This window comes from Cytobacillus stercorigallinarum (assembly GCF_014836495.1).
Taxonomy (GTDB): domain Bacteria; phylum Bacillota; class Bacilli; order Bacillales; family Cytobacillaceae; genus Cytobacillus; species Cytobacillus stercorigallinarum.
The window spans coordinates 777,044-796,085 of sequence record NZ_JACSQT010000001.1 but is presented as its reverse complement, the minus strand read 5'-3'; the positions used below and the strand labels follow the sequence as shown (position 1 = coordinate 796,085).

General features: G+C 35.4%; 21 protein-coding genes. 2 read left to right on the top strand and 19 right to left on the bottom strand.

The annotated features are described in order from the left end of the window. Nucleotides 1–65: 65 nt before the first annotated feature. On the top strand, nt 66–1,154 hold the full coding sequence (locus H9655_RS04035; protein WP_191811091.1) for a DUF3500 domain-containing protein: 1,089 nt from the start codon (nt 66–68) through the stop codon (nt 1,152–1,154). Between the two features lie 11 nt (nt 1,155–1,165). Here the strand turns inward: H9655_RS04035 and H9655_RS04030 are convergent, their stop codons facing one another. The 3 genes from H9655_RS04030 to msrA form a co-directional block, all read right to left on the bottom strand. Then, nucleotides 1,166–1,945: an IclR family transcriptional regulator gene (locus H9655_RS04030; RefSeq protein WP_191811089.1), complete on the bottom strand. Its 780-nt coding sequence runs from the start codon at nt 1,943–1,945 to the stop codon at nt 1,166–1,168. Nucleotides 1,946–2,090: 145 nt separating this feature from the next. Then, the gene (gene msrB / locus H9655_RS04025; protein WP_191811087.1) at nt 2,091–2,528 is read right to left on the bottom strand and encodes a peptide-methionine (R)-S-oxide reductase MsrB; all 438 of its coding nucleotides are present in this window, start codon (nt 2,526–2,528) and stop codon (nt 2,091–2,093) included. Continuing rightward, complete coding sequence (msrA, locus tag H9655_RS04020; RefSeq protein ID WP_191811085.1) at nt 2,521–3,063, bottom strand: peptide-methionine (S)-S-oxide reductase MsrA; 543 nt, start codon at nt 3,061–3,063, stop codon at nt 2,521–2,523. The genes msrB and msrA overlap by 8 nt, the downstream gene beginning before the upstream one ends. A 149-nt stretch (nt 3,064–3,212) precedes the next feature. On the opposite strand from msrA, the gene H9655_RS04015 reads away from it, so the two are divergent. Next, the gene (locus H9655_RS04015) at nt 3,213–3,920 is read left to right on the top strand and encodes a DUF4397 domain-containing protein (protein ID WP_225230398.1); all 708 of its coding nucleotides are present in this window, start codon (nt 3,213–3,215) and stop codon (nt 3,918–3,920) included. 64 nt (nt 3,921–3,984) lie between these two features. Here the strand turns inward: H9655_RS04015 and H9655_RS04010 are convergent, their stop codons facing one another. The 16 genes from H9655_RS04010 to H9655_RS03935 form a co-directional block, all read right to left on the bottom strand. Beyond that, nucleotides 3,985–4,566: a YpmS family protein gene (locus H9655_RS04010; RefSeq protein ID WP_191811081.1), complete on the bottom strand. Its 582-nt coding sequence runs from the start codon at nt 4,564–4,566 to the stop codon at nt 3,985–3,987. A gap of 12 nt (nt 4,567–4,578) precedes the next feature. Next, nucleotides 4,579–5,394 carry an SGNH/GDSL hydrolase family protein gene (locus H9655_RS04005; RefSeq protein WP_225230397.1) on the bottom strand — a complete coding sequence of 272 codons (816 nt, stop codon included), beginning with the start codon at nt 5,392–5,394 and terminating at the stop codon, nt 4,579–4,581. 299 nt (nt 5,395–5,693) lie between these two features. Next, nucleotides 5,694–6,266, bottom strand: coding sequence for an SCO family protein (locus tag H9655_RS04000; RefSeq protein WP_225230396.1), 573 nt, complete (start codon nt 6,264–6,266; stop codon nt 5,694–5,696). Nucleotides 6,267–6,421: 155 nt separating this feature from the next. Then, on the bottom strand, nt 6,422–7,267 hold the full coding sequence (locus H9655_RS03995; protein ID WP_191811077.1) for a DegV family protein: 846 nt from the start codon (nt 7,265–7,267) through the stop codon (nt 6,422–6,424). Between the two features lie 284 nt (nt 7,268–7,551). After that, nucleotides 7,552–7,821, bottom strand: a complete 270-nt coding sequence (locus H9655_RS03990) for a DUF2535 family protein (RefSeq protein ID WP_225230440.1) — start codon at nt 7,819–7,821, stop codon at nt 7,552–7,554. Between the two features lie 61 nt (nt 7,822–7,882). Continuing rightward, complete coding sequence (gene tatC, locus H9655_RS03985) at nt 7,883–8,623, bottom strand: twin-arginine translocase subunit TatC (protein WP_191811073.1); 741 nt, start codon at nt 8,621–8,623, stop codon at nt 7,883–7,885. A gap of 188 nt (nt 8,624–8,811) precedes the next feature. Further along, nucleotides 8,812–9,000 (bottom strand): twin-arginine translocase TatA/TatE family subunit, encoded by a 189-nt coding sequence (locus H9655_RS03980; protein WP_191811071.1) that lies wholly within the window; start codon nt 8,998–9,000, stop codon nt 8,812–8,814. Between the two features lie 85 nt (nt 9,001–9,085). Then, the gene (ilvA, locus tag H9655_RS03975) at nt 9,086–10,354 is read right to left on the bottom strand and encodes a threonine ammonia-lyase IlvA (RefSeq protein WP_191811069.1); all 1,269 of its coding nucleotides are present in this window, start codon (nt 10,352–10,354) and stop codon (nt 9,086–9,088) included. Between the two features lie 197 nt (nt 10,355–10,551). Further along, a complete protein-coding gene (gene folA, locus H9655_RS03970) occupies nt 10,552–11,037 on the bottom strand; it encodes a type 3 dihydrofolate reductase (RefSeq protein WP_191811068.1) in 486 nt (161 codons plus the stop codon). A gap of 383 nt (nt 11,038–11,420) precedes the next feature. Beyond that, a complete protein-coding gene (locus H9655_RS03965) occupies nt 11,421–12,401 on the bottom strand; it encodes a thymidylate synthase (protein ID WP_191811066.1) in 981 nt (326 codons plus the stop codon). A gap of 26 nt (nt 12,402–12,427) precedes the next feature. Then, a complete protein-coding gene (locus H9655_RS03960) occupies nt 12,428–13,138 on the bottom strand; it encodes an anthrax toxin lethal factor-related metalloendopeptidase (protein WP_191811064.1) in 711 nt (236 codons plus the stop codon). A 118-nt stretch (nt 13,139–13,256) separates the two neighbouring features. Further along, on the bottom strand, nt 13,257–13,871 hold the full coding sequence (locus H9655_RS03955; RefSeq protein ID WP_191811062.1) for a TerD family protein: 615 nt from the start codon (nt 13,869–13,871) through the stop codon (nt 13,257–13,259). Between the two features lie 25 nt (nt 13,872–13,896). Next, nucleotides 13,897–14,991, bottom strand: a complete 1,095-nt coding sequence (locus H9655_RS03950) for a toxic anion resistance protein (protein WP_404826067.1) — start codon at nt 14,989–14,991, stop codon at nt 13,897–13,899. Between the two features lie 28 nt (nt 14,992–15,019). Continuing rightward, nucleotides 15,020–16,651 (bottom strand): YceG family protein, encoded by a 1,632-nt coding sequence (locus H9655_RS03945; protein ID WP_191811058.1) that lies wholly within the window; start codon nt 16,649–16,651, stop codon nt 15,020–15,022. A gap of 433 nt (nt 16,652–17,084) precedes the next feature. Further along, nucleotides 17,085–17,936: an HAD family hydrolase gene (locus H9655_RS03940; RefSeq protein WP_191811056.1), complete on the bottom strand. Its 852-nt coding sequence runs from the start codon at nt 17,934–17,936 to the stop codon at nt 17,085–17,087. Beyond that, on the bottom strand, nt 17,933–19,018 hold the full coding sequence (locus tag H9655_RS03935; RefSeq protein ID WP_191811383.1) for a cysteine protease StiP family protein: 1,086 nt from the start codon (nt 19,016–19,018) through the stop codon (nt 17,933–17,935). Before H9655_RS03935 ends, H9655_RS03940 begins: the two co-directional genes overlap by 4 nt. Nucleotides 19,019–19,042 lie beyond the last annotated feature (24 nt).

Below are 19,042 nucleotides of genomic sequence, written 5' to 3'. Positions count from 1 at the left end.
AAATGTGAATGAGCTCTCCTTCCTTTACACACATTAACAAAAAAAGGACAGGGAGAGTTTTTCTCATGTATCGATGTTTAGTATTACTTGTTTTTATAGCCTTCATTAATTTCAATCATGCGCTTGCCTCTTTTTCTCCAACAGCGGCAGAATTACAAGAACAACATTACATTCTTGACCAACTCAACCATATCTTAGATGAACCCATTATCACGACTAAGGAAGAATCAGTTGAACTTGCTCATCAGCTTTTCGAAAGTTTAAATGAAGAACAAAAAGAAGAAATCATTCTTCCACTAAATGAGACCATTGCACATCAATGGTCAAACTTACCCATTAATCAAGCAAGTAGAAACGGGGTGCCATTGTCTCAACTAAATACACAAAGTTTTATACTCGCCATGTTATTACTACAAGCGAATCTGAGCCCGCTTGGCTTTGAACATATGACAGAAATCATTAAAGCTGATTACTTTTTATCAACAACTATAAAGAAACCTCCATTTAAATGGGGGGCACAAGAATATTATTTCTCTATTCACGGAAACCCTTCCTATACAAAACCTTGGATGATTCAATTAACAGGTCATCATCTTGCAGAGAATATTTTCATTAACCGTTCTAAAACTACGATTACCCCAGAGTTTACGGGGACACAACCTCTTATCTTTCAAATAAATAATCGTACGCACCATCCTATGAATGCAAAAGTAGATGCTGTCCACGCCCTCCAATTATCTTTAAATAGTGAACAAAAACAGCAAAGTAAACTTAATGAGGCGTTTAACGACATTTTACTAGGTCCCGGATATGACCATTCGTTTCCCAATCAAGAAGGTTTACTTATAAAAACTCTAAATAAGGAACAACAATTACAAGTAAATCACATGATTAAGGAATGGGTTCATCATGCCCCTTATGAAGCAAGAAAGGCATTACTACACACGTATTTATCACAGGAACAACTAGAGAAAACGACAATTGCTTGGGCTGGTTCGACTTCAATAAAGCGACCAGGTAGTTACTTTCGTATTGATGGGCCGCAAATTTGGATTGAAATCTATAGTAAAGAGGGGGTTGCCAATAAAAAACAGGCACATATACATTCTATATGGCGCGATAAATTAAATGATTATGGGGGGATATTGAAATAAATAACTTCAGTCTATTTTTTCTGTATCTTCCCTGTAATAATCTTAGCTCCTTCAATGACTGTTTCAACTAGCTCTTCTTCTTCATAATCATCAATACGAACAGATGGAATCGTAATAGATATACTTGCTAAAATTTCATTTTGAGGATTAAATATAGGTGCACTATATGAAATCGCACCTTTCACTCTCTCACCATTACTTTTGGCATATCCTTTTTGCTGTATAGATTGTAGCTCCTGAAATAATTCATCTTTATCAAAAGTCTTCTCACTTGAGAGAGGTTCGAATTGAATATTTGCTAAATACTCTCTTTGGACGGCCGCTGGAAAATAAGCCAATAATATTTTTGCTGAAGCGCCTGCATAAAGTGGTGATTCTTGTCCCACCGTAATCATCGTTTGTAATTGATGACTGCTTGCGATAAAATCTATGCACTTTCTTTTTTCATTTTCAATCACATTTAAACTAATGCACTCTTCTAATTTCGCCCACATTTCTTTCATTACTGGAGCGGCTATATTTAAAAAACTTGAGTTTTTTTCTACTAAACGGCCTAAAAACAATAACTCTAATCCTAACTGATATCTTTTTGTTTCTTCATTTTTATGTAATAATCCTTCAAACACGAGTGTAGAAAGCAATCTTTGTAAACTAGGCTTAGAGAGGCCCGTACGTTTATGTAATTCTGTTAATGACAAAGTTTTATGCTCATAAGAAAAAGATCGTAAAATTTGTAATGCTTTATGTAAGGTTTGCATCGAATAGTTCTTTTTAAACATTTGATCATTCATAGATGCATCCATCACCTCTTAAAAGATATTTACTTTACAATAAATTTACCATTTTCAAAACCTTTCCACAAGCGAAAAAGATTTCTTGGGAAATGAAAAGAAGGATTCAACAAAATGAATCCCCCTTGGTCTAAATACACGCATCTTAATCTTCTTTAGCAAATAATTTCAGATAACGCCCATAGCCCTCTTTCTCCATGTCTTCATATGCTATGAATTTTAATGAAGCAGAATTAATACAATATCTTAATCCATTCTCACCTGGTCCATCATTAAACACATGGCCTAAGTGAGAATCCGCTTCCTTACTGCGCACCTCAGTTCGAACCATATTATGGCTATAGTCTTCTTTTTCTAATACTTCTTCCTCTTCTATTGGCTTTGTAAAACTTGGCCAACCACAACCTGCATCATACTTTTCAGTTGAACTAAATAACGCCTTACCTGATACGATGTCAACATAAATTCCTTTTCTAAATTCATCCCAGTATTCATTTCTAAATGGTGGTTCCGTTCCATTATTTTGTGTGACATAAAATTGCATCTCATTTAATTTATTCTTCAAGTCTTCTTTTTTACTCATTTTTTTCACCCCAATTTTGTTTTATAAAACCTGCTCTACCTGAGCCTTGATGGTATGCCTGGTAATGAGTTGGATTTTTCTTATAATAATGTTGATGATACTCTTCTGCAGGATAGAAAGTCTTTGCTGGTAATATCTTTGTCACGATCGGATCTTTAAAGGGCCCCTCTTTCTCCAATTTTTCTTTTGAAGCTTCGGCTAATTGTTTCTGCTGTTCATTATAATAAAAAATTGCCGTCTGATAAGATTGACCTCGATCGTAAAATTGACCTCCAGTATCGGTTGGGTCAATTTGTTGCCAATATAGTTCAAGTAATTTTTCATACGGGAAAATCTCCGGATCAAACGTAATTTGCACCGCTTCATAATGACCAGTCGTCTCCGAACAAACCTCTTCATAAGTTGGATTTTCTTTATCACCGCCGGTATAACCAGATATCACCGCTTTAATGCCTGGTAACTCATCAAATGGTTTTACCATACACCAAAAACAACCACCGGCAAATGCCGCTTTTTCATCATAATTATTCGCCATCTTGTCACACCTCTTTTTTTATATTCCTTAGCTCTTAAAGAAATAGCTTGTAACACTAAGATAATGAAAAGTGCGTTTAGATGCAAATAAACGACCTTCCATTACTACTGATGTTCTCCGAAAACTTCCTCACGATCATTTTTAATCGCATGAAACATTTTGATGAATACAATAATGAAAAACCTAAAAGGAGGTTTGCTTATCTAATGGAACTGCAATCCACTTCAGAGCAAAAGGACATGTCATCACCTGTCAATCCACTGAAGCAGAACTTGACGGATTCATTTGGCTATATTCAATTCACTCATCTCTCTCCAAGTAGCAAATTGATAGATATCTTTATAAATGGTGTCAAAATATACAAACAAATTTCTTATAAACAATTAACTAATAAACTTGCATTACCTGCTTCTAGTTATCATATTGATATTTATCCAACTGACGTTATGGTCTCATCTCTTCTTAGTAGAAAAATTGAAGTTCTCCCCGAAACATTGCATAATATCGCACTCTCTGGTGAAGCCAATGACATGAAATATACCGACACACCAACTAGTATCGCTATAAAGAATTCTTCCCATGTAAAATTCATTCATCTTGTAGCTGATGGTCCATCATTCAGACCGGTGATATTAACGCCCAAAAGTGAGGAATTGCCACTCATACAATATAAGCAATCGAGTAACTGGATGAATCTCTCGCCTAGCATACTACAGGGCTGTATTTACGGTTACCCTTATAGAGATTATCTCACTTCTTTTCGTTTCCACTTACAGCCCCAGAAACAGCACCTCATCTATATCTTCGGCTCTGTGACAGGAAATCCACCATTAGAACTAATGGTACTGATTCAATAATTTCATATAAAAAGCCTGTAGCAGGAACACTTATCATAAAGAGTTCTCGCTACAGGTAACTGCTCTACTTTACCGGAACTAATAAAGTAAAGTCAATTTCATCTTCTTCTAAATTGAAGTCATTTACATTTACTTTTATATCGCTTTTTAGATCCATCTCTGTTAAGGCTACATAGATTTTCTCTTCATTTGGTTGGATGACTACCCAATCTGGTGTTTTATAATGATTATTAATTAGCTTGAGTAAGAAGGAGATCGGTAAATCCATTTGGCCGATGGATAAATCCTTTTGTTCCAATACAACATCGCCGTTTGGTAAGACAGAGGGTTCAAAAGACATTCTTAAACGCAGCTGTTGACTGAATACTGGTAAGGTCCCATATAAATTTACTTCGTCATCTAACCTTACTTCATAGTCAAGTCCTCCGTCTAAAATTTCCTCCTCTAAATAATGATTAATTACTAGGTTTAAATCATTTTTATTTGTTGATATATGAAATGGAGCATAATCCGTCTCATTTAATTGCACACTTTCATAAGGGTCATCCTTCGCTGGAATACTTACCATAATAAATAAAATGATCGCAAAAAGAATGATTAATCCCAGTAGCCCTAAGAAAAGCACTTTCCATTTATTCCCCTTCAATGATGCTCCCCCTTAATTCTCTTTATTTTCGATGACAGTTTTAATCCCTATTTGATCTAAAACTTGATAAATTCTCCCTGCCATTAATTCATAGCCACGATCATTCGGGTGGAAATGATCTGTAAATAGCAGATTTTCTTCACTCGTTTCAAAAATATCATCTATCTTTACAAAATACATATTCTCATACTCACCTAATACTTGTTGGCTCGCGATATTCCACTGACGCATAATAAGACCAAGCTCTTTAATGCTCGAAAACCATTCTAAAAAAGGGTTATATAATCCGACTAATAATACTGTGCTCTTTGGATTATATTCTCGAATGGTATGTAAAATCGTATTTAAATTATCTTCAAATATATCTTGTTCCTTTTCAAAAGCTGCTACATTTAATTTAGTAAAATTAGATCGGACTACTTTCATCATATCATTGCCGCCAATAGTAATAATAACGAGATCCGATGCTGTTATAGCATTTTTTACTTTTTCCATATTAAGCCGTTCTAATAATTGGTTTGAGCGATTCCCTTTTACACCATAATTAATAAAGCTTGTATAATTAATCGAACGATGCTCCTTTAAAAGTTTCTCCAAATATGGAATATATCCGCCACTTTCAGTCGTATCGCCAACCCCTTGAGTCAATGAATCACCGATTGATACGACATTTAAATCGATGGGGAAAAATTCTGCAGGAATATCTTGTTTAGTTAAATCCTCCATTTGTTTTGCTGCAGCGGCATCATTATCATTTGACATCGCATTTGTATTACAACCAGCTAATAGGACCATCATTGATAGTAATAAGGTGAATATTCTTTTCAATTCTTTCTCACCTCTTTATAAAAGTATGCTTCATTATATCATGCAATGGTAATGACATAAAAAAAGTGTGATTACTTATTAATATTAAATTATACTTTTTTAACCACAGTTAAACTTAAATGAAGAGAATAATTTAAATAATTTCCTTCTACCGTTTACATTTTTCACTCGATGGTTTAGGAGATGATGTTAAGAGTAATCCTTGAAGAGGTAATAGTAGCCATCAAAAAAGAAGCAAGACCAAGCTTGGCGTTTACACTTTTAAGCTTGGGTTTGCTTCTAAGATCTGTTTGCAGAAATTATTGTATTTTTTTTATATCGGCAATGATCTCGTCATAAGGGACATCAGATACACCATCATAATCCTTCATGACCACACCATTTTGATCGACTAAATAGATGGAAGTTTGATGAATGACTTGATCATCATTCTTTGGTTTTTTTACTAGTGATTTGAAAGAATCAACAGCAAAGCTTTCAATTTCCTCTTGACTATAGCCCGTTAAAAAATGCCAGTTTGAAAAGTCTATTTCATAGTTGTTCGCAAAGTCTTTTAATGCCTCAGGACTGTCTACAGTGGGGTCTACACTAAAAGAAACAAACTCTACATTTTCAATACCTTCTTCTTTAACCTTATCTTGCAATTGACTCATATTAAATGTCATTGGCGGACAAACCGTTTCGCAACTAGTAAAAATAAAATCAGCTATCCACACTTTCCCCTCTAAATCACTTAAACCTACACCTTGATTATCTTGATTCGTATAACTGAAATCTTTAACATCATAGTTTAGTGCGTTTTCTATACCACTTTGGCCACAAGCGGCTAAAATAACTATTAAGAGACCAAAAACCGCAACTAATTTTTTCAACACCGTCACCTGCTTTTATGTATTTATCAATTCAACATTAATGTACCAAATGAAATTGTTTGAATGAAGAAAAAAGTATGACATCTATGTGAATAAAGGAAAATAATGCAAATGCCTCTTCTATTCAAGCGAAGAGGCATTTCCTCATTAAAGAATTATTCGATGTGATAACAAAAACCAATGGCGCCTTCGCCAGTATGAGTACTAATGATTGGTGTTGTATCCTCTATTGTTACATGATTAAAACCTGTTAATTCAGTGATGACTTCTTTCAGTTTTCTTGCTAATTCTAAACCACCAGCATGGGTAATACCCACACTTTTAATCGTCTTTCCTTTTGCATCTTCTACTAATTGTTTTGATAAAAACTTTATTACTTGAGAGTGACTTCGTACCTTTGTTATCGGTGTATACACGCCATCTGCTAATGAAGCAATCGGTTTAATATTTAATAGAGAGCCGATTAAACCTTTACCTTTGCCTATTCTTCCACCTTTAATCAAGTTTTCCAAAGTGTCTACAACAACATAAAGTTTCGTATTATCTTGAATTTCTTGAATTCTCTGGATAATACGCTTGTAATCTTCTCCTTTTTCTGCCAGTTCAGCAGCAGCTATGACTTGAAATGCCAACGCTTTTGAAATGAACCGGGAATCAATGACAGTTACATTGGCCTCTGTTAAATCTGCGGCCGTTCGGGCAGAATCAACTGTCCCACTCATTCCCCCGGTCATATGGATAGAAATAATCTCATCGTATCCATCTCTGGTTAGTTGATCATACAATTCTACAAATGTCCCTGTTGCAGGTTGGGAGCTTTTAGGTAGCTCATCTGATTGTCGCATTAAATCCAGAAATTCTTGTGGTGTAATATCTACACGGTCTTCATAAGATTGTCCATTAATATTGATTGATAATGGGACAACAGCTATATTTAACTTTGTAATCATTTCAGCTGATAAGTCAACAGTTGAATCCGTTACAATTTTAATTCTAGTCATTCATTCACGTCCTATCATAGCAATTCAACCTTCATTATACATGTATATCACTACGATTAAAAGATATTATGTTGAAACGTCTTTATACTGTCAAAATTACAATAAAAAAGATTATTACATCTATTATTCATTTTTTAAGATAGGAAAACTAGACAAATAATCTCGTAATGAATGTTAGCGCAAATTTATGATTTTGATTGCTACCTTTCTATCTAGATGGGCTATCTTTATACCACCCCCCACGTGTTCAAAATCTAAAAAAAAAGACCCCATTACGGGATCTATCATGCATTACTTTTTAATTCTTTAGTTTGAAATACCATCTCAACATCTGACCATTTCATCACACGTTTTAAATACTCTTTGAATGAATATACAGTTGTCTTACAATGATCCATATGATAAATCTTCGTTACAAACTGCTGCAGCCGGATGTGTACCAAGAAAAAACAAGGGCTACCCTTATCTACTAAAGGAATATCTGTAATCTTCACCTTCTGTCCAAATACATTTCTGAACTCTAGGCTTTTACATATCAAAATATCAATCCTCATTTTCACCCGTTTAATGGTATTATACATCATTTCATTTGATAATTCTTCTAGATTTTAGCTTTTATGAAGAACTTTCCAATGCCTCTAACTGTTCTTTCTTTAACTTTCTGCGATAAACGATTTTCGATAAGGTAATGCTTATTTCATAAAGAAAAAGAAGCGGAATACTAACGATAATATCCGACATTAAATCCGGTGGTGAAATAATAACAGAAATCACAACAAGGACAAAATAAGCATATTTCCTGACTTTTGTTAACACATATGGGTTAATAATACCGAGTGACGTTAAAAACATCGCCACAACTGGCAATTCAAATAGTATGCCAAAAGGTAAGGTCATATGAAATATAAACTGAAAATACTTATCTACCGTAAAACTCATTTCCATCATACCTTCACTTAACCCCGTCAAAAAGTTAAACAATGTAGGCATAATGACAAAATAACCAAAGCTTAGCCCAGCTAAAAACAACACAAAAAGAGCTGGAATGTAAGCTAATGTAATTTTTCTCTCTTTAGACACAAGTCCAGGTTTAACAAATTGCCATAATTGAAATGCTACAACTGGTATTGTCCCAGCTATGGCAATAACGGAAGCAATCGTAAAATACACCCAAATGATATCACTCGGTCCAAGTACAATTAACTGTTCTTTCAAATCACGAACAAACCATTGGTAAATATGGTCGACGAACAGAAAACCGACAATAAAAAACAATACAAATGCCACTATACAAAGAATTAACCGCTTTCTTAATTCCTCTAGATGTTCAATATAATTCAATTCTTCTTGTTTCATAACCTACTCCTGCTTCGTTTTCATTTTACCTGACAGCATTGTTTCCCTTCTAAAGAAAAACAAAGTGGAAAACCTACACAAAAAACGAGAAACATGTGGTTAGGTCAAAGTGGTTTATTACCTTGACTAATACATGTTTCTAATTTTCATAATTATTCATTTTCAATTATAATATGTAACCCTATCGATTATGCCTTTTTATTGATTCTCTCTCGCTCAGCATCATCGTCATTGGCTAAATCTTTTGTCGATTTCTTAAACTCTCTTAATGTATCACCAAGTGCACGACCAATTTCCGGTAATTTCTTCGGACCAAAGATGATGAGTGCCAGCACAAGAATGAGAATAAGTCCTGGAAAACCTATATTTGAAAACATGAAAAACATCCCCTTAAACTGTTGTTCAAGCCATCCCCATTATAGCGTTATTTTAAAAGAAAAGTCAATTAATTCCTAACAATCATTAGACTAAAAGATGAAACAAATTCTCATCATTGTTAATTTCTTGGTAAGAGAATCCTTTTTTATTCATGCGCTCGATTAAACTATGATTATCACGGCGATTCTTTAGCTCGATACCGACTAGAGCTGGGCCACTGCCTTTATTGTTCTTCTTCGTATATTCAAATCTAACAATATCATCCGTAGGACCAAGCACTTCATCTAAAAACTCGCGTAATGCCCCTGCTCTTTGGGGGAAATTAACAATAAAATAATACAATAACCCTTCGTACAATAAAGATCGTTCTTTAATTTCCTGCATTCTTTCAATATCATTATTGCCACCACTTAAAACACATACAATTGACTTTCCTTTAATCTCCTCTTTATAAAAATCTAAAGCTGCAATTGGCAATGCTCCTGCTGGTTCGGCTACAATTGCATGCTCATTGTATAATTCTAATATCGTTGTACAAACTTTTCCTTCTGGGACACTAATAATGTCATCTACATATCGTTTACAAATATCAAATGTCATCTCGCCAACTTTTTTGACAGCTGCACCGTCGATAAATTTATCAATTTCATCTAGAGCCACCACTTGATTTTGTTGAACGGATTCCTTCATTGAGGAAGCTCCTTCAGGCTCGACACCAATCATTTTCGTTAATGGTGACACACTTTTAATGTACGTGGACAAACCTGACATTAATCCACCACCACCAATACTTGCGAAAACATAATCAATTGGCTCATCGCAATCATTAAGCATTTCAACAGCAATGGTTCCCTGACCAGCTATCACATGTTCATCTTCGAACGGATGAATAAATGTGCGCCCTTCCTGATTACAGCATGCCTGAGCTTCAGCGAATGAATCATCAAATGTATCGCCAACAAGAATGATTTCAATTGAATCTTTGCCGAATAATTCAACTTGGCTTACTTTCTGTTTAGGTGTAGTTGCCGGCATAAAGATTTTCCCGTTAATGCCTAATCGATGGCAAGCATAGGCAACTCCTTGTGCATGATTGCCTGCACTCGCACAAACAACCCCGTTCTTTATACGTTCCTCTGGCAAAGACATCACTGAATAATAAGCACCTCTTAGTTTGAAAGAGCGGACATGTTGCAAATCTTCACGTTTAATATATACATTGCACTCATATCTTTCTGACAAGCGATTATTTTTTTGCAGCGGTGTATGGGCAACGATATCCTTTAAGTGCTGGTACGCAATCAAGATATCCTCCAATTGCACCATTTTCTCTTTCACTGCTCTCTGTTCCATTTGGCAACTCATCCCTTTTCCTTTTGTAATTTGTACATTATAACATGAGAATAATAGGTTGATGCACAATTTTTAAAAAATTCTTGTTTTTACAAAAATGAAAACGGTTACTTTATTATTCGCTTTTCCAAAAAAAAAAACACGAAACCGATTCGTGTTTTTTATGGCTACATATAAAATAAAGAAGCCAGTCCATTTTATTTTCTAACATACACTTGAAATTCGTAATCGTAAGCATTTTTCTCGTCTTTACTTCGTTTCTCTACGGATACTTGTTTCCATTCAGTGAGGTCGAATGATGGAAAGCTTGTGTCACCCTCGATTTCAGCATGAATTTTAGTAATATAGAGCTTATCTGCATAAGGTAAAGTAGATTGATAAATTTGCGCTCCGCCAATAACAAAAACTTCTTGCTGTTTTTCTTGACTGTATGTAATTAATTGTTCAATAGAATTTAATACGGTTGCTTTCTCCGGAGAAAAATCGGCATTCCTAGTAATGACAATATTCTCCCTTCCCGGAAGTGGTTTTCCAAGTGAGAGCCATGTTTTCCTCCCCATCGCAACTGGGTGACCTAACGTCGTCTTTTTAAAAAACTGCAAGTCCCCAGGCAAATGCCACGGTAACTGATTATCTTTTCCTATCACTCTATTCTCACTCATTGCCCAAATTAATGAAATCATTTTCATATCCTCCAATCGGCACTAGCAATTAATAATAAGTTTAATATAATTCTCTGCACTTGAAAAGAAGAACAAAAAGAAAAGGCTGGGACATAACTCAATGAGCTAACCTCAAAAAAGAACAATAACAAATTGATTTTAAAACATCATTTGCAAAAAAGGTCCGTTCCATTGCGACACAGTCACTCTCTTTCCGTGGGAGGGGTGTGGGGTCTCAGCTTTCCCTCTATTTCCCGCAGGAGTCGAGTGTCTTCCGCTCCATTTCACCATCCTTTTCATATAAGGGTTCAAATCAACAAAAAACCGAATGATTAGATGCTAGACACTCCTAATCATTCGGATAAATCATTAGCTAGAATACTTATGTCCCAACCTCGTTCTTCTTAAACGGCAACGGGTGCTTTAATTGTTGGATGAGGATCATAGCCCTCAATTGCTAAGTCTTCCATTTCTATATCAAAAATAGAAGTTTTATTGTTTTTAATTTGTAGTTGCGGTAGTGCCTTCGGTGTTCTTGATAATTGCTCCTGTACTTGTTCAAGATGATTCGAATAAATATGCGCATCACTAATTGTATGAACAAAATCGCCAACCTCTAAACCACACTCATGAGCGATTAAATGAGTGAGCAATGAATAGGAAGCCACGTTAAATGGAATCCCCAAGAAGGTATCCCCACTGCGTTGTAACAGATGGCAACTCAACTTACCATTGATGACATAAAACTGAAACATGGCGTGACATGGAGGTAAGGCTGCTTTGCTTCCTTTTCCACCTGCATTGATAACATCTTCAGGATTCCATGCATTCACAATGATTCGCCTGGAATCTGGGTTCGTTTTGATCTGTTCTATCGCATCTTTTAACTGATCAAGCTCTTCACCAGTTGAAGCTGTCCAATTTCTCCATTGCTTACCGTATACATTTCCTAAATCTCCGTATTTTTCAGCAAACTCATCGTTAGTAAGAATTCTTTCACAAAACTGCTGTAATTCTTTCTGATAGCTTTCATTAAACTCGCTATCTATTAAACAACGTCTACCAAAGTCTGTCATATCAGGACCGTTATATTCATCTGATTCGACCCATTTTTTAAATGCCCATTCATCCCAAATATGGTTATTATGCTGCAATAAATAACGAATATTTGTATCACCTTTAATGAACCAAAGTAATTCACTTGCAATTAAACGAAATGGAACACGCTTTGTTGTAAATAAGGGGAACCCTTGACTTAAATCGAAACGCATTTGATAGCCGAAAACACTTAAAGTTCCAGTACCAGTACGATCTTCTTTCTTTTGTCCATTTGTTAAAATATGTTGTAACATGTCTAAATATGCCTGTTCTGGATGTTTCTCCATGATCCTCACCTCTTAAACTTTATATCTTAATGATTATGAACCATTTGTCTAATAAAAGAAAACGTTTTTGGCGCATATTCATACAAATAACTTCTCGTTTCTACATTCAAATAATAAAGGGCAAAACTTTCAGCAAAATATTCTTCGGAAAAAGTAGCGAAGTAGGAATCATTTGGGAATAATCGTGGTTGCTCCTCTTGCCAAATACGAATAAATTGGCTATTCGAACGGATTTCATCAAAGATATAACGATCAATGGAATGAGCCAGCTCATGCAGTTCCAAATTAACTGAGCCGTGGTCCATCCCTTGATCACTATGCCCTATTTTGACAAGCACTGTTTTCCCTCCACCAATGCCAGGAACTTGATCCCATGTCGTTGATGAAGTATATCCGCGGGGAATCATTCCCGTTAGATGTTTTACGCTAGGGTTCTCTGTCAATCTGCCTGAAAAAAGCTTAATCTTTATATTTTGATTATCTACTTTTTGTAATAAGGTAGATGGTAATTGGTCCAAGCGGGATATGATGGCAGCTGCTTCTATTTCATCAAAAGATTCTGTAGGTAATAGGACAATCTCTCCTAACAAATCCGCTGATGTGAGATCAACTGCTTGCTTTAGTTCTGAAGAATAAGGATAGTTCTTTAACTGAATCGCACCAATATCAGCTTGTGAACTTCCCATTAATGTTAAAGAAACAACTAAAAATAAGCATGTAAATATCCACTTTTTCATAGCTGTTCCTCCCTTTTCTATCATTAAACATACCTTTATTAGTCTATTAATTATATCATAGATTTTCATGAAATATAAAAAGGACTAATCAAAGATTAGCCCTTTTTATCTAGTAACCTTATGAATAAGAACGGACAATATCGCTTAAACTCGCAGCTTGCGTACCATTCCCTACCGCTGCAAATTTCCAATCTTGACCATGGCGGTAAATCTCACCAGCAACTAAACTTGTTTTTCCATCATAATTTTCCGTTAAGTTAAAGTGAATTAACTCTTGACGGTTATTTGAATTAACAATGCGAATAAAAGCATTCTGAATCATACCAAAATGTTGTTTTCGTTTTACACAATCATAAATATTAACAACAAATACAAGTTTATGGATATGACTTGGAATGCGACTCAAATCGATAAGGATTTGTTCATCATCACCATCTCCATCGCCTGTTAAATTATCACCGGTATGTTGAATGCTTCCATCACCACTTTTTAAATTACCAAAATAAATGACATCTTTATTGCTACGTAATTTATCATTATCGCCAAGCATAATAACTGAAGCGTCACAATCGATGTCGACACCACCACCGCCGCCTCCAAAGAGACCAGCTAATAGCCCACCACCACTTTTTTGCTTTACTGGATCCCATCCTAAACCAACAAGTATTTTTGAAAGACTTGGATTCCCTTTTGTTAAATCTACTCTTTGTCCCTTTTGTAAACTAATTGCCATGTTTATCTCCCCTTTGTTTGTTTTTTTATCTCTTGTTCTTCATATTGCGAAAATTATCTTGCAACTGTTCTAATTTTTTCGTTCCTTCTTCTCTTAATTTGCGATTCTCTTCCTCAATCGACTTCGTTTCCTGCATCCCCTTCATGATGATATCCCAAGACTGTTCAATTGTTTCAATCTTAATACTTGGTCCACCAGCAAGCCTTGCAATTTCTGTACTTTGTTGTGATATATTTTGCGCATTTCTAACTAACATTTCATTTGTTCTGCGATCTAACTCACTCATCGAATCAGCAACGAGTTTTTGCCTTTTCGCTGCCATTGCTTGAATAAGACCGTTTTTAAAGATTGGGATTGTCGTCACAAAAGCTGAATTAATTTTCCCAATTAATTTCGTATTCCCTCTTTGAAGCATGCGGATTTGCGGTGCCGTTTGTAATGCAACCATTTTCGCCATTTCTAAATCGTACACTCGTTGATCTAATAATTCGACTGCATTTCTTAAAGTATCTAATTGCATTGAGGCCATTTGATCACCTGCAATTGCTTTTTTCTCTAATTGTGGCAATTGGGTGGCTTTCAGTTCATCAGATTTCATCTGACCAGCAACCGCATACTGTTCAAGTGAAAGGTAATATTGATAGTTTTCTTCATACATCCTATCTAACGTAGTTGTTGCTTCAACCATTTCGTTTTGATATTTAGAGATTTCAACATAGATTTTATCGATTTCCTTACCCATTGTTTGGTATTTTCCAAACAACTTTTCAATCAGTTTTTCGCCTTTTTTGAAGAGTTTATCAAAGAAACCCGGCTTTTCTTTTTCAAAATCTTTTGGGTCAAACTGATCCATAATTTTTCCAAGCTGTTTCAATAACTCTCCTGAGTCCTCTACTTTTGTTGTTCTCATATTGCCGAGAATTTGATCAGAAAACTTGGATATTTCCTCAGCAGGTTCTTTACCAAATTCTAAAATTTGAATTTGATCGCGCTCGTCTATAGAGGCTGAGAGTTGTTGAACCTCTTTATTTTCTCTTAAAGCTAGTTTAATTTGACTTGCAGATGCTTCTGTTAACTTGTCTTCTGGGTTTGTTGAAATGACATCCAAATTCGTTTGCATATCAGAAGAATTCATTTATTTCACTCCTTTATAACTTCTTGAAAATTTTAGTTAGTGCAGATTTTAAGAAAGATGGTTCTTTATACTCTAATTCAAAAATGACATCTTCTAGCCAATGAACATCATATAAACGCTCATCAATATAATTCTCAATATCATTATGTCCTGCTGGATTATATACAGTAATATCCACACCGAACTGATTCATTAAAAGTAGCAATACGGCATCATGGCGACTCATTAGGCCATTTAATTCATTGTTATATAAGATTAGCTTAGGTACATCTTGAGAATAATCAAAACGTTGAATGAGTTGTAGCATCTTACCTTGGAGTTGCATACTTTGAGCGAAAATATAAACCTTTAAATCTTCATCAGATTCATTTCCTTGTTTTTTTAATAATGGCTTTTCACAAATCTTTCTAATTGCATAGGCTATGCCTTGCTGTAAGCCATGGGGTAAATGCTTATAACTCCAAAAATGGGCAGTCATCATTTTGTCTGCATCAACTAACCCGTCTTGATCAAGGGCATTACGATAATGGTAGCGATAATCGCTATTTACACCATTTGAAAAAGGGAACGAGCGAATTAAATAACTATGATCGTTTTCTTCAAGTGCGTGAAGCCTTTCCCAGTACTCTTTGCGGTCTCTACTGACACCTTGAATTTTTGCAAAAACATGCGGAATTTTCACAACCTTGCTTGTCACTTCAAAATTGGGGCGAATCATCGCCTTTTCTTTAACAAGTAGAAACAGCTCATCATAAGTTGTTTTTAACGTAAGTGACAACGGCAAATATTCTCGTAATTGCCATGGTTTAAAAATGCCTGATCCGTCTTGATTAAGAATCGATTCAATTTCTTTTGATGCACGATACGCAACGGTCGATTTTCTTCGCCGCTTTTCAGTTGGAAAAGGTTCCGCCTCATTCTTATTTTGAAAATGATGTACCGGAGTATTTTCCCAGTCTAATTGAAACGATGCCAACGCATCTTCTCCACTAGGTGATATGTAAATCAGATCACAACCGAGCGAAAGTATATAGTAAATGAAATAAGCATGCGTTTTTTTATATGGACCATACCAAATAAATTTCGGCAGCATCACTGTTAAATCAGCCTTTGTTAAACTTTCTCCCAAATGGTTATGTGACCATTTAATCAGGTCAGTTAAGATTCTACGCAAATCATTATGCCCCAGCCCACCTTCCTCCTGTTCAGAGAAAAGTTGTAATGTTTCAATTAATGCTTCGCGGATTTTACGCTGAATGGCTGGTACTTCAGAACGAAGTAGTAATCCTTCGCCATCTAAAAATGCTACAAATCGATTAATTGAAAGCTGCTGGTCTTTATGGATATTAATAACCTTTTGAATGGACTTAAAATGTTCATTATTCATCGCTTTGTCTAAATGGTCTTCACCAATTACTGAAATATCGATCGTTGGATCATTAGCTAGTTCAAACAGTTCATTATAATAGGCATCCTCGTCTAATGGTACGCCTAATAACCGAAAAAAGATTTGATTATAAGTAAGGGTACGATTAGCAACGTCATACATCGGCCTTTCATTTAGTGGCATTTTTAATGCTTCTTTATACCCTTCATATGTGACTGGCATTCGGATATTTTTCACATGACTATGAGTGACATTCATTGACTGATCCCTTCCCTTTAATACATTCGTCTTACAGGCTCATTTTGTATATATATTGTTGATTTAGAAACAATGATTATAAACACGTATCCATATCATCTTAACATAATTAGTTACGATTTGAAGCTTTAGAATAAGGGCTTCTGCCATTTTCACCCTTTGCTGTCGTTATGCATATAGTTGCATTACTAAGGATAACTGTGTTTGCTTCAAATAAAAGGATAAATGTAATCAAAGGATGGATTAAAAATGAGAATGTTAGCTAAGCGTTCCAAGTTACCTAATATCGATTCAGAATTAAAGATGCTAGAACGAACTTTAAATTCTTCTATATTTATGATTTTTGATTTACTCTTTTGGGCTGTCTTTCTTTCGTTATTCAGCTATACAGTTCACCAATCCATTTTCTACATGAGCATGATCTTTATTTTCTTTATAACGGCTGGATTGATTGTATTTTTTGTCGTAAATCGGATCTTTCGCCTGTCTGATCCTCAGGATTAGTGACTGTCTGAAGTATTTTAGTAAGAAATTCTTCTGTTGCTAGCATCCCTTTTTCCTTCGTTAACCAATGGGAAGAATTCTTTAGATGTTGCACAAGTTCTCCATGAGCAGGAACAAATGATTGATCACAAATTTGTAAAAAGTCATAATCCAATAATGAATCTCCTGCTCCGAATAAATATTGGGCCCCTTCTTTTTCTACGATGTACTGAAGTGCTCTACCTTTACTTATCGGATTTGGCATAAAATATAACTTCCTACCTTGCAAAGAAATACGCCATCCAAGCCCTTCTGCAGTTAAGCGTATTTTAGCTAATTGGCAATCTGACAAAGTCTCCATTAGCACATAGTAGAAGAACCAGCCATCTGCCTCGCGCAACCTACCCTGAATCTTAAAATGGAAGAGATGACTCAATAATTCGTCTTTCTTTCCACTTTTATCAGGGACTTCTCGTTTGATTCTTTCTTCCCATTCAAGCAAAGGCTTATCATTATATAGAATTTGTGCACCATTGGCAACAACTGCATAACGATGGTTGAAAGGAAGTTGAATCCGCTCAAATTGTTGCAGTGTTCGTGTCGTAATTGGTACGAACAAAAGATAATTGCGAATTTGTTGTAATAACTTAATGGCATGATCACCCATCACAGATAAAGGTTTATTATTTTTATATTCGATAACAGTCGCAGTTTTACTTGGGGTTGTTTCCAATTGCGTTATCGCTGTTTCTGAATAGATTAATGTTCGATCTAAATCTGAGGCAAATATATCTCTCATCATTGAGCAACCTTCTTAATTAGCCCACAACATGTATAGCTCATTTGTGGATAATGAACCAATTCAATCTTTCTTTCCTTTGCAAGGGCAAACAAATGTTTTAAATAAGGACTGTTTTCATCTTTTATCAGTATTTTCCACGGTACCCGTCTTAAAGCTACCCTCGTCGTTTCACCTACACCCGGTTTAACGAAATGGGAAGATTCAATACCGAACTCCTTTTGGATGCTCAGTATTTCATTCATACCGGAAAAGGTTGCTTCGTAATTTTCATCTATCATTTTCCTTGCTTCGTGATTTGCTATAGAAACAACCTTTTGAAATTGCTGAGTGATCTTGTCTAAATAGATGTTTGATAAATCTTCATCTAATAGATGGTGATAAAATTTCGCCCCATGAAAATCCTTGTCGCCAATCCATTGATCGTTTAAAACCGTTCTGCTGATTAGTCCAGAGACAGTCGAATTTAAGCAAGCGCTCGGTATTAAAAAGTCTTCTCTCGTTCCAAACATGGTTGTGCAATGGCCAGGGTCGGCTAAGACAGCCAACGTATCATCAATTTCCACCCCATATTTATGAAAGAATAAGTGGCATGCCTTCGTTAATTCTATCGAAATGGCGCCTTTCCCTGTCCAACCGTCTACGAATTGGATGATCCCTGTTGAATGTTTCTCTAAAATATAATGAAGGGCATTTTCATCGATTCCTCTATCGCGAATAATAGATATACTGTAATGTGGCAAATCTACTTGGTATTTAAAAAACAAATACCTTTTAATTAAAATGCCTATTGGTGTACCTGCTCTCGCTAGTGAAACCAACACTGTCTGTTGGCGTTTAGCTGCATAAATCTGTTCTGCAACAACAGCTATGTTTAAAGCCACTTTCTCTTTAAAATCGTCTAAAGAACGAAAGAAAAGATCGATATACGCTTTTGGTGGTACGTATTCTATTGGTAATGTTTCACTATAATGAGCACCTGATTGAATGGCTTGTTCTCTCTTTTCTGTTGTATCCTCTAAACGGATATGACTTAAATCCTTTAAAAGAAAGGTTACCTCTCTTCGGTTATATGACCCAAACATGGGCTGTCTGGCGACAATAGTCAA

Bases quoted from the DNA above. Each gene is read 5' to 3' on its own strand.
- H9655_RS04035 (WP_191811091.1), top strand. From the start codon at position 66: ATGTATCGATGTTTAGTATTACTTGTTTTTATAGCCTTCATTAATTTC.
- H9655_RS04030 (WP_191811089.1), bottom strand. From the start codon at position 1,945: ATGAATGATCAAATGTTTAAAAAGAACTATTCGATGCAAACCTTACAT.
- msrB (WP_191811087.1), bottom strand. From the start codon at position 2,528: ATGAGTAAAAAAGAAGACTTGAAGAATAAATTAAATGAGATGCAATTT.
- msrA (WP_191811085.1), bottom strand. From the start codon at position 3,063: ATGGCGAATAATTATGATGAAAAAGCGGCATTTGCCGGTGGTTGTTTT.
- H9655_RS04015 (WP_225230398.1), top strand. From the start codon at position 3,213: ATGAAACATTTTGATGAATACAATAATGAAAAACCTAAAAGGAGGTTT.
- H9655_RS03995 (WP_191811077.1), bottom strand. From the start codon at position 7,267: ATGACTAGAATTAAAATTGTAACGGATTCAACTGTTGACTTATCAGCT.
- H9655_RS03990 (WP_225230440.1), bottom strand. From the start codon at position 7,821: ATGAGGATTGATATTTTGATATGTAAAAGCCTAGAGTTCAGAAATGTA.
- tatC (WP_191811073.1), bottom strand. From the start codon at position 8,623: ATGAAACAAGAAGAATTGAATTATATTGAACATCTAGAGGAATTAAGA.
- H9655_RS03980 (WP_191811071.1), bottom strand. From the start codon at position 9,000: ATGTTTTCAAATATAGGTTTTCCAGGACTTATTCTCATTCTTGTGCTG.
- ilvA (WP_191811069.1), bottom strand. From the start codon at position 10,354: ATGGAACAGAGAGCAGTGAAAGAGAAAATGGTGCAATTGGAGGATATC.
- folA (WP_191811068.1), bottom strand. From the start codon at position 11,037: ATGATTTCATTAATTTGGGCAATGAGTGAGAATAGAGTGATAGGAAAA.
- H9655_RS03965 (WP_191811066.1), bottom strand. From the start codon at position 12,401: ATGGAGAAACATCCAGAACAGGCATATTTAGACATGTTACAACATATT.
- H9655_RS03960 (WP_191811064.1), bottom strand. From the start codon at position 13,138: ATGAAAAAGTGGATATTTACATGCTTATTTTTAGTTGTTTCTTTAACA.
- H9655_RS03955 (WP_191811062.1), bottom strand. From the start codon at position 13,871: ATGGCAATTAGTTTACAAAAGGGACAAAGAGTAGATTTAACAAAAGGG.
- H9655_RS03950 (WP_404826067.1), bottom strand. From the start codon at position 14,991: ATGCAAACGAATTTGGATGTCATTTCAACAAACCCAGAAGACAAGTTA.
- H9655_RS03945 (WP_191811058.1), bottom strand. From the start codon at position 16,651: ATGAATGTCACTCATAGTCATGTGAAAAATATCCGAATGCCAGTCACA.
- H9655_RS03940 (WP_191811056.1), bottom strand. From the start codon at position 17,936: ATGATGAGAGATATATTTGCCTCAGATTTAGATCGAACATTAATCTAT.
- H9655_RS03935 (WP_191811383.1), bottom strand. From the start codon at position 19,018: ATGTTTGGGTCATATAACCGAAGAGAGGTAACCTTTCTTTTAAAGGAT.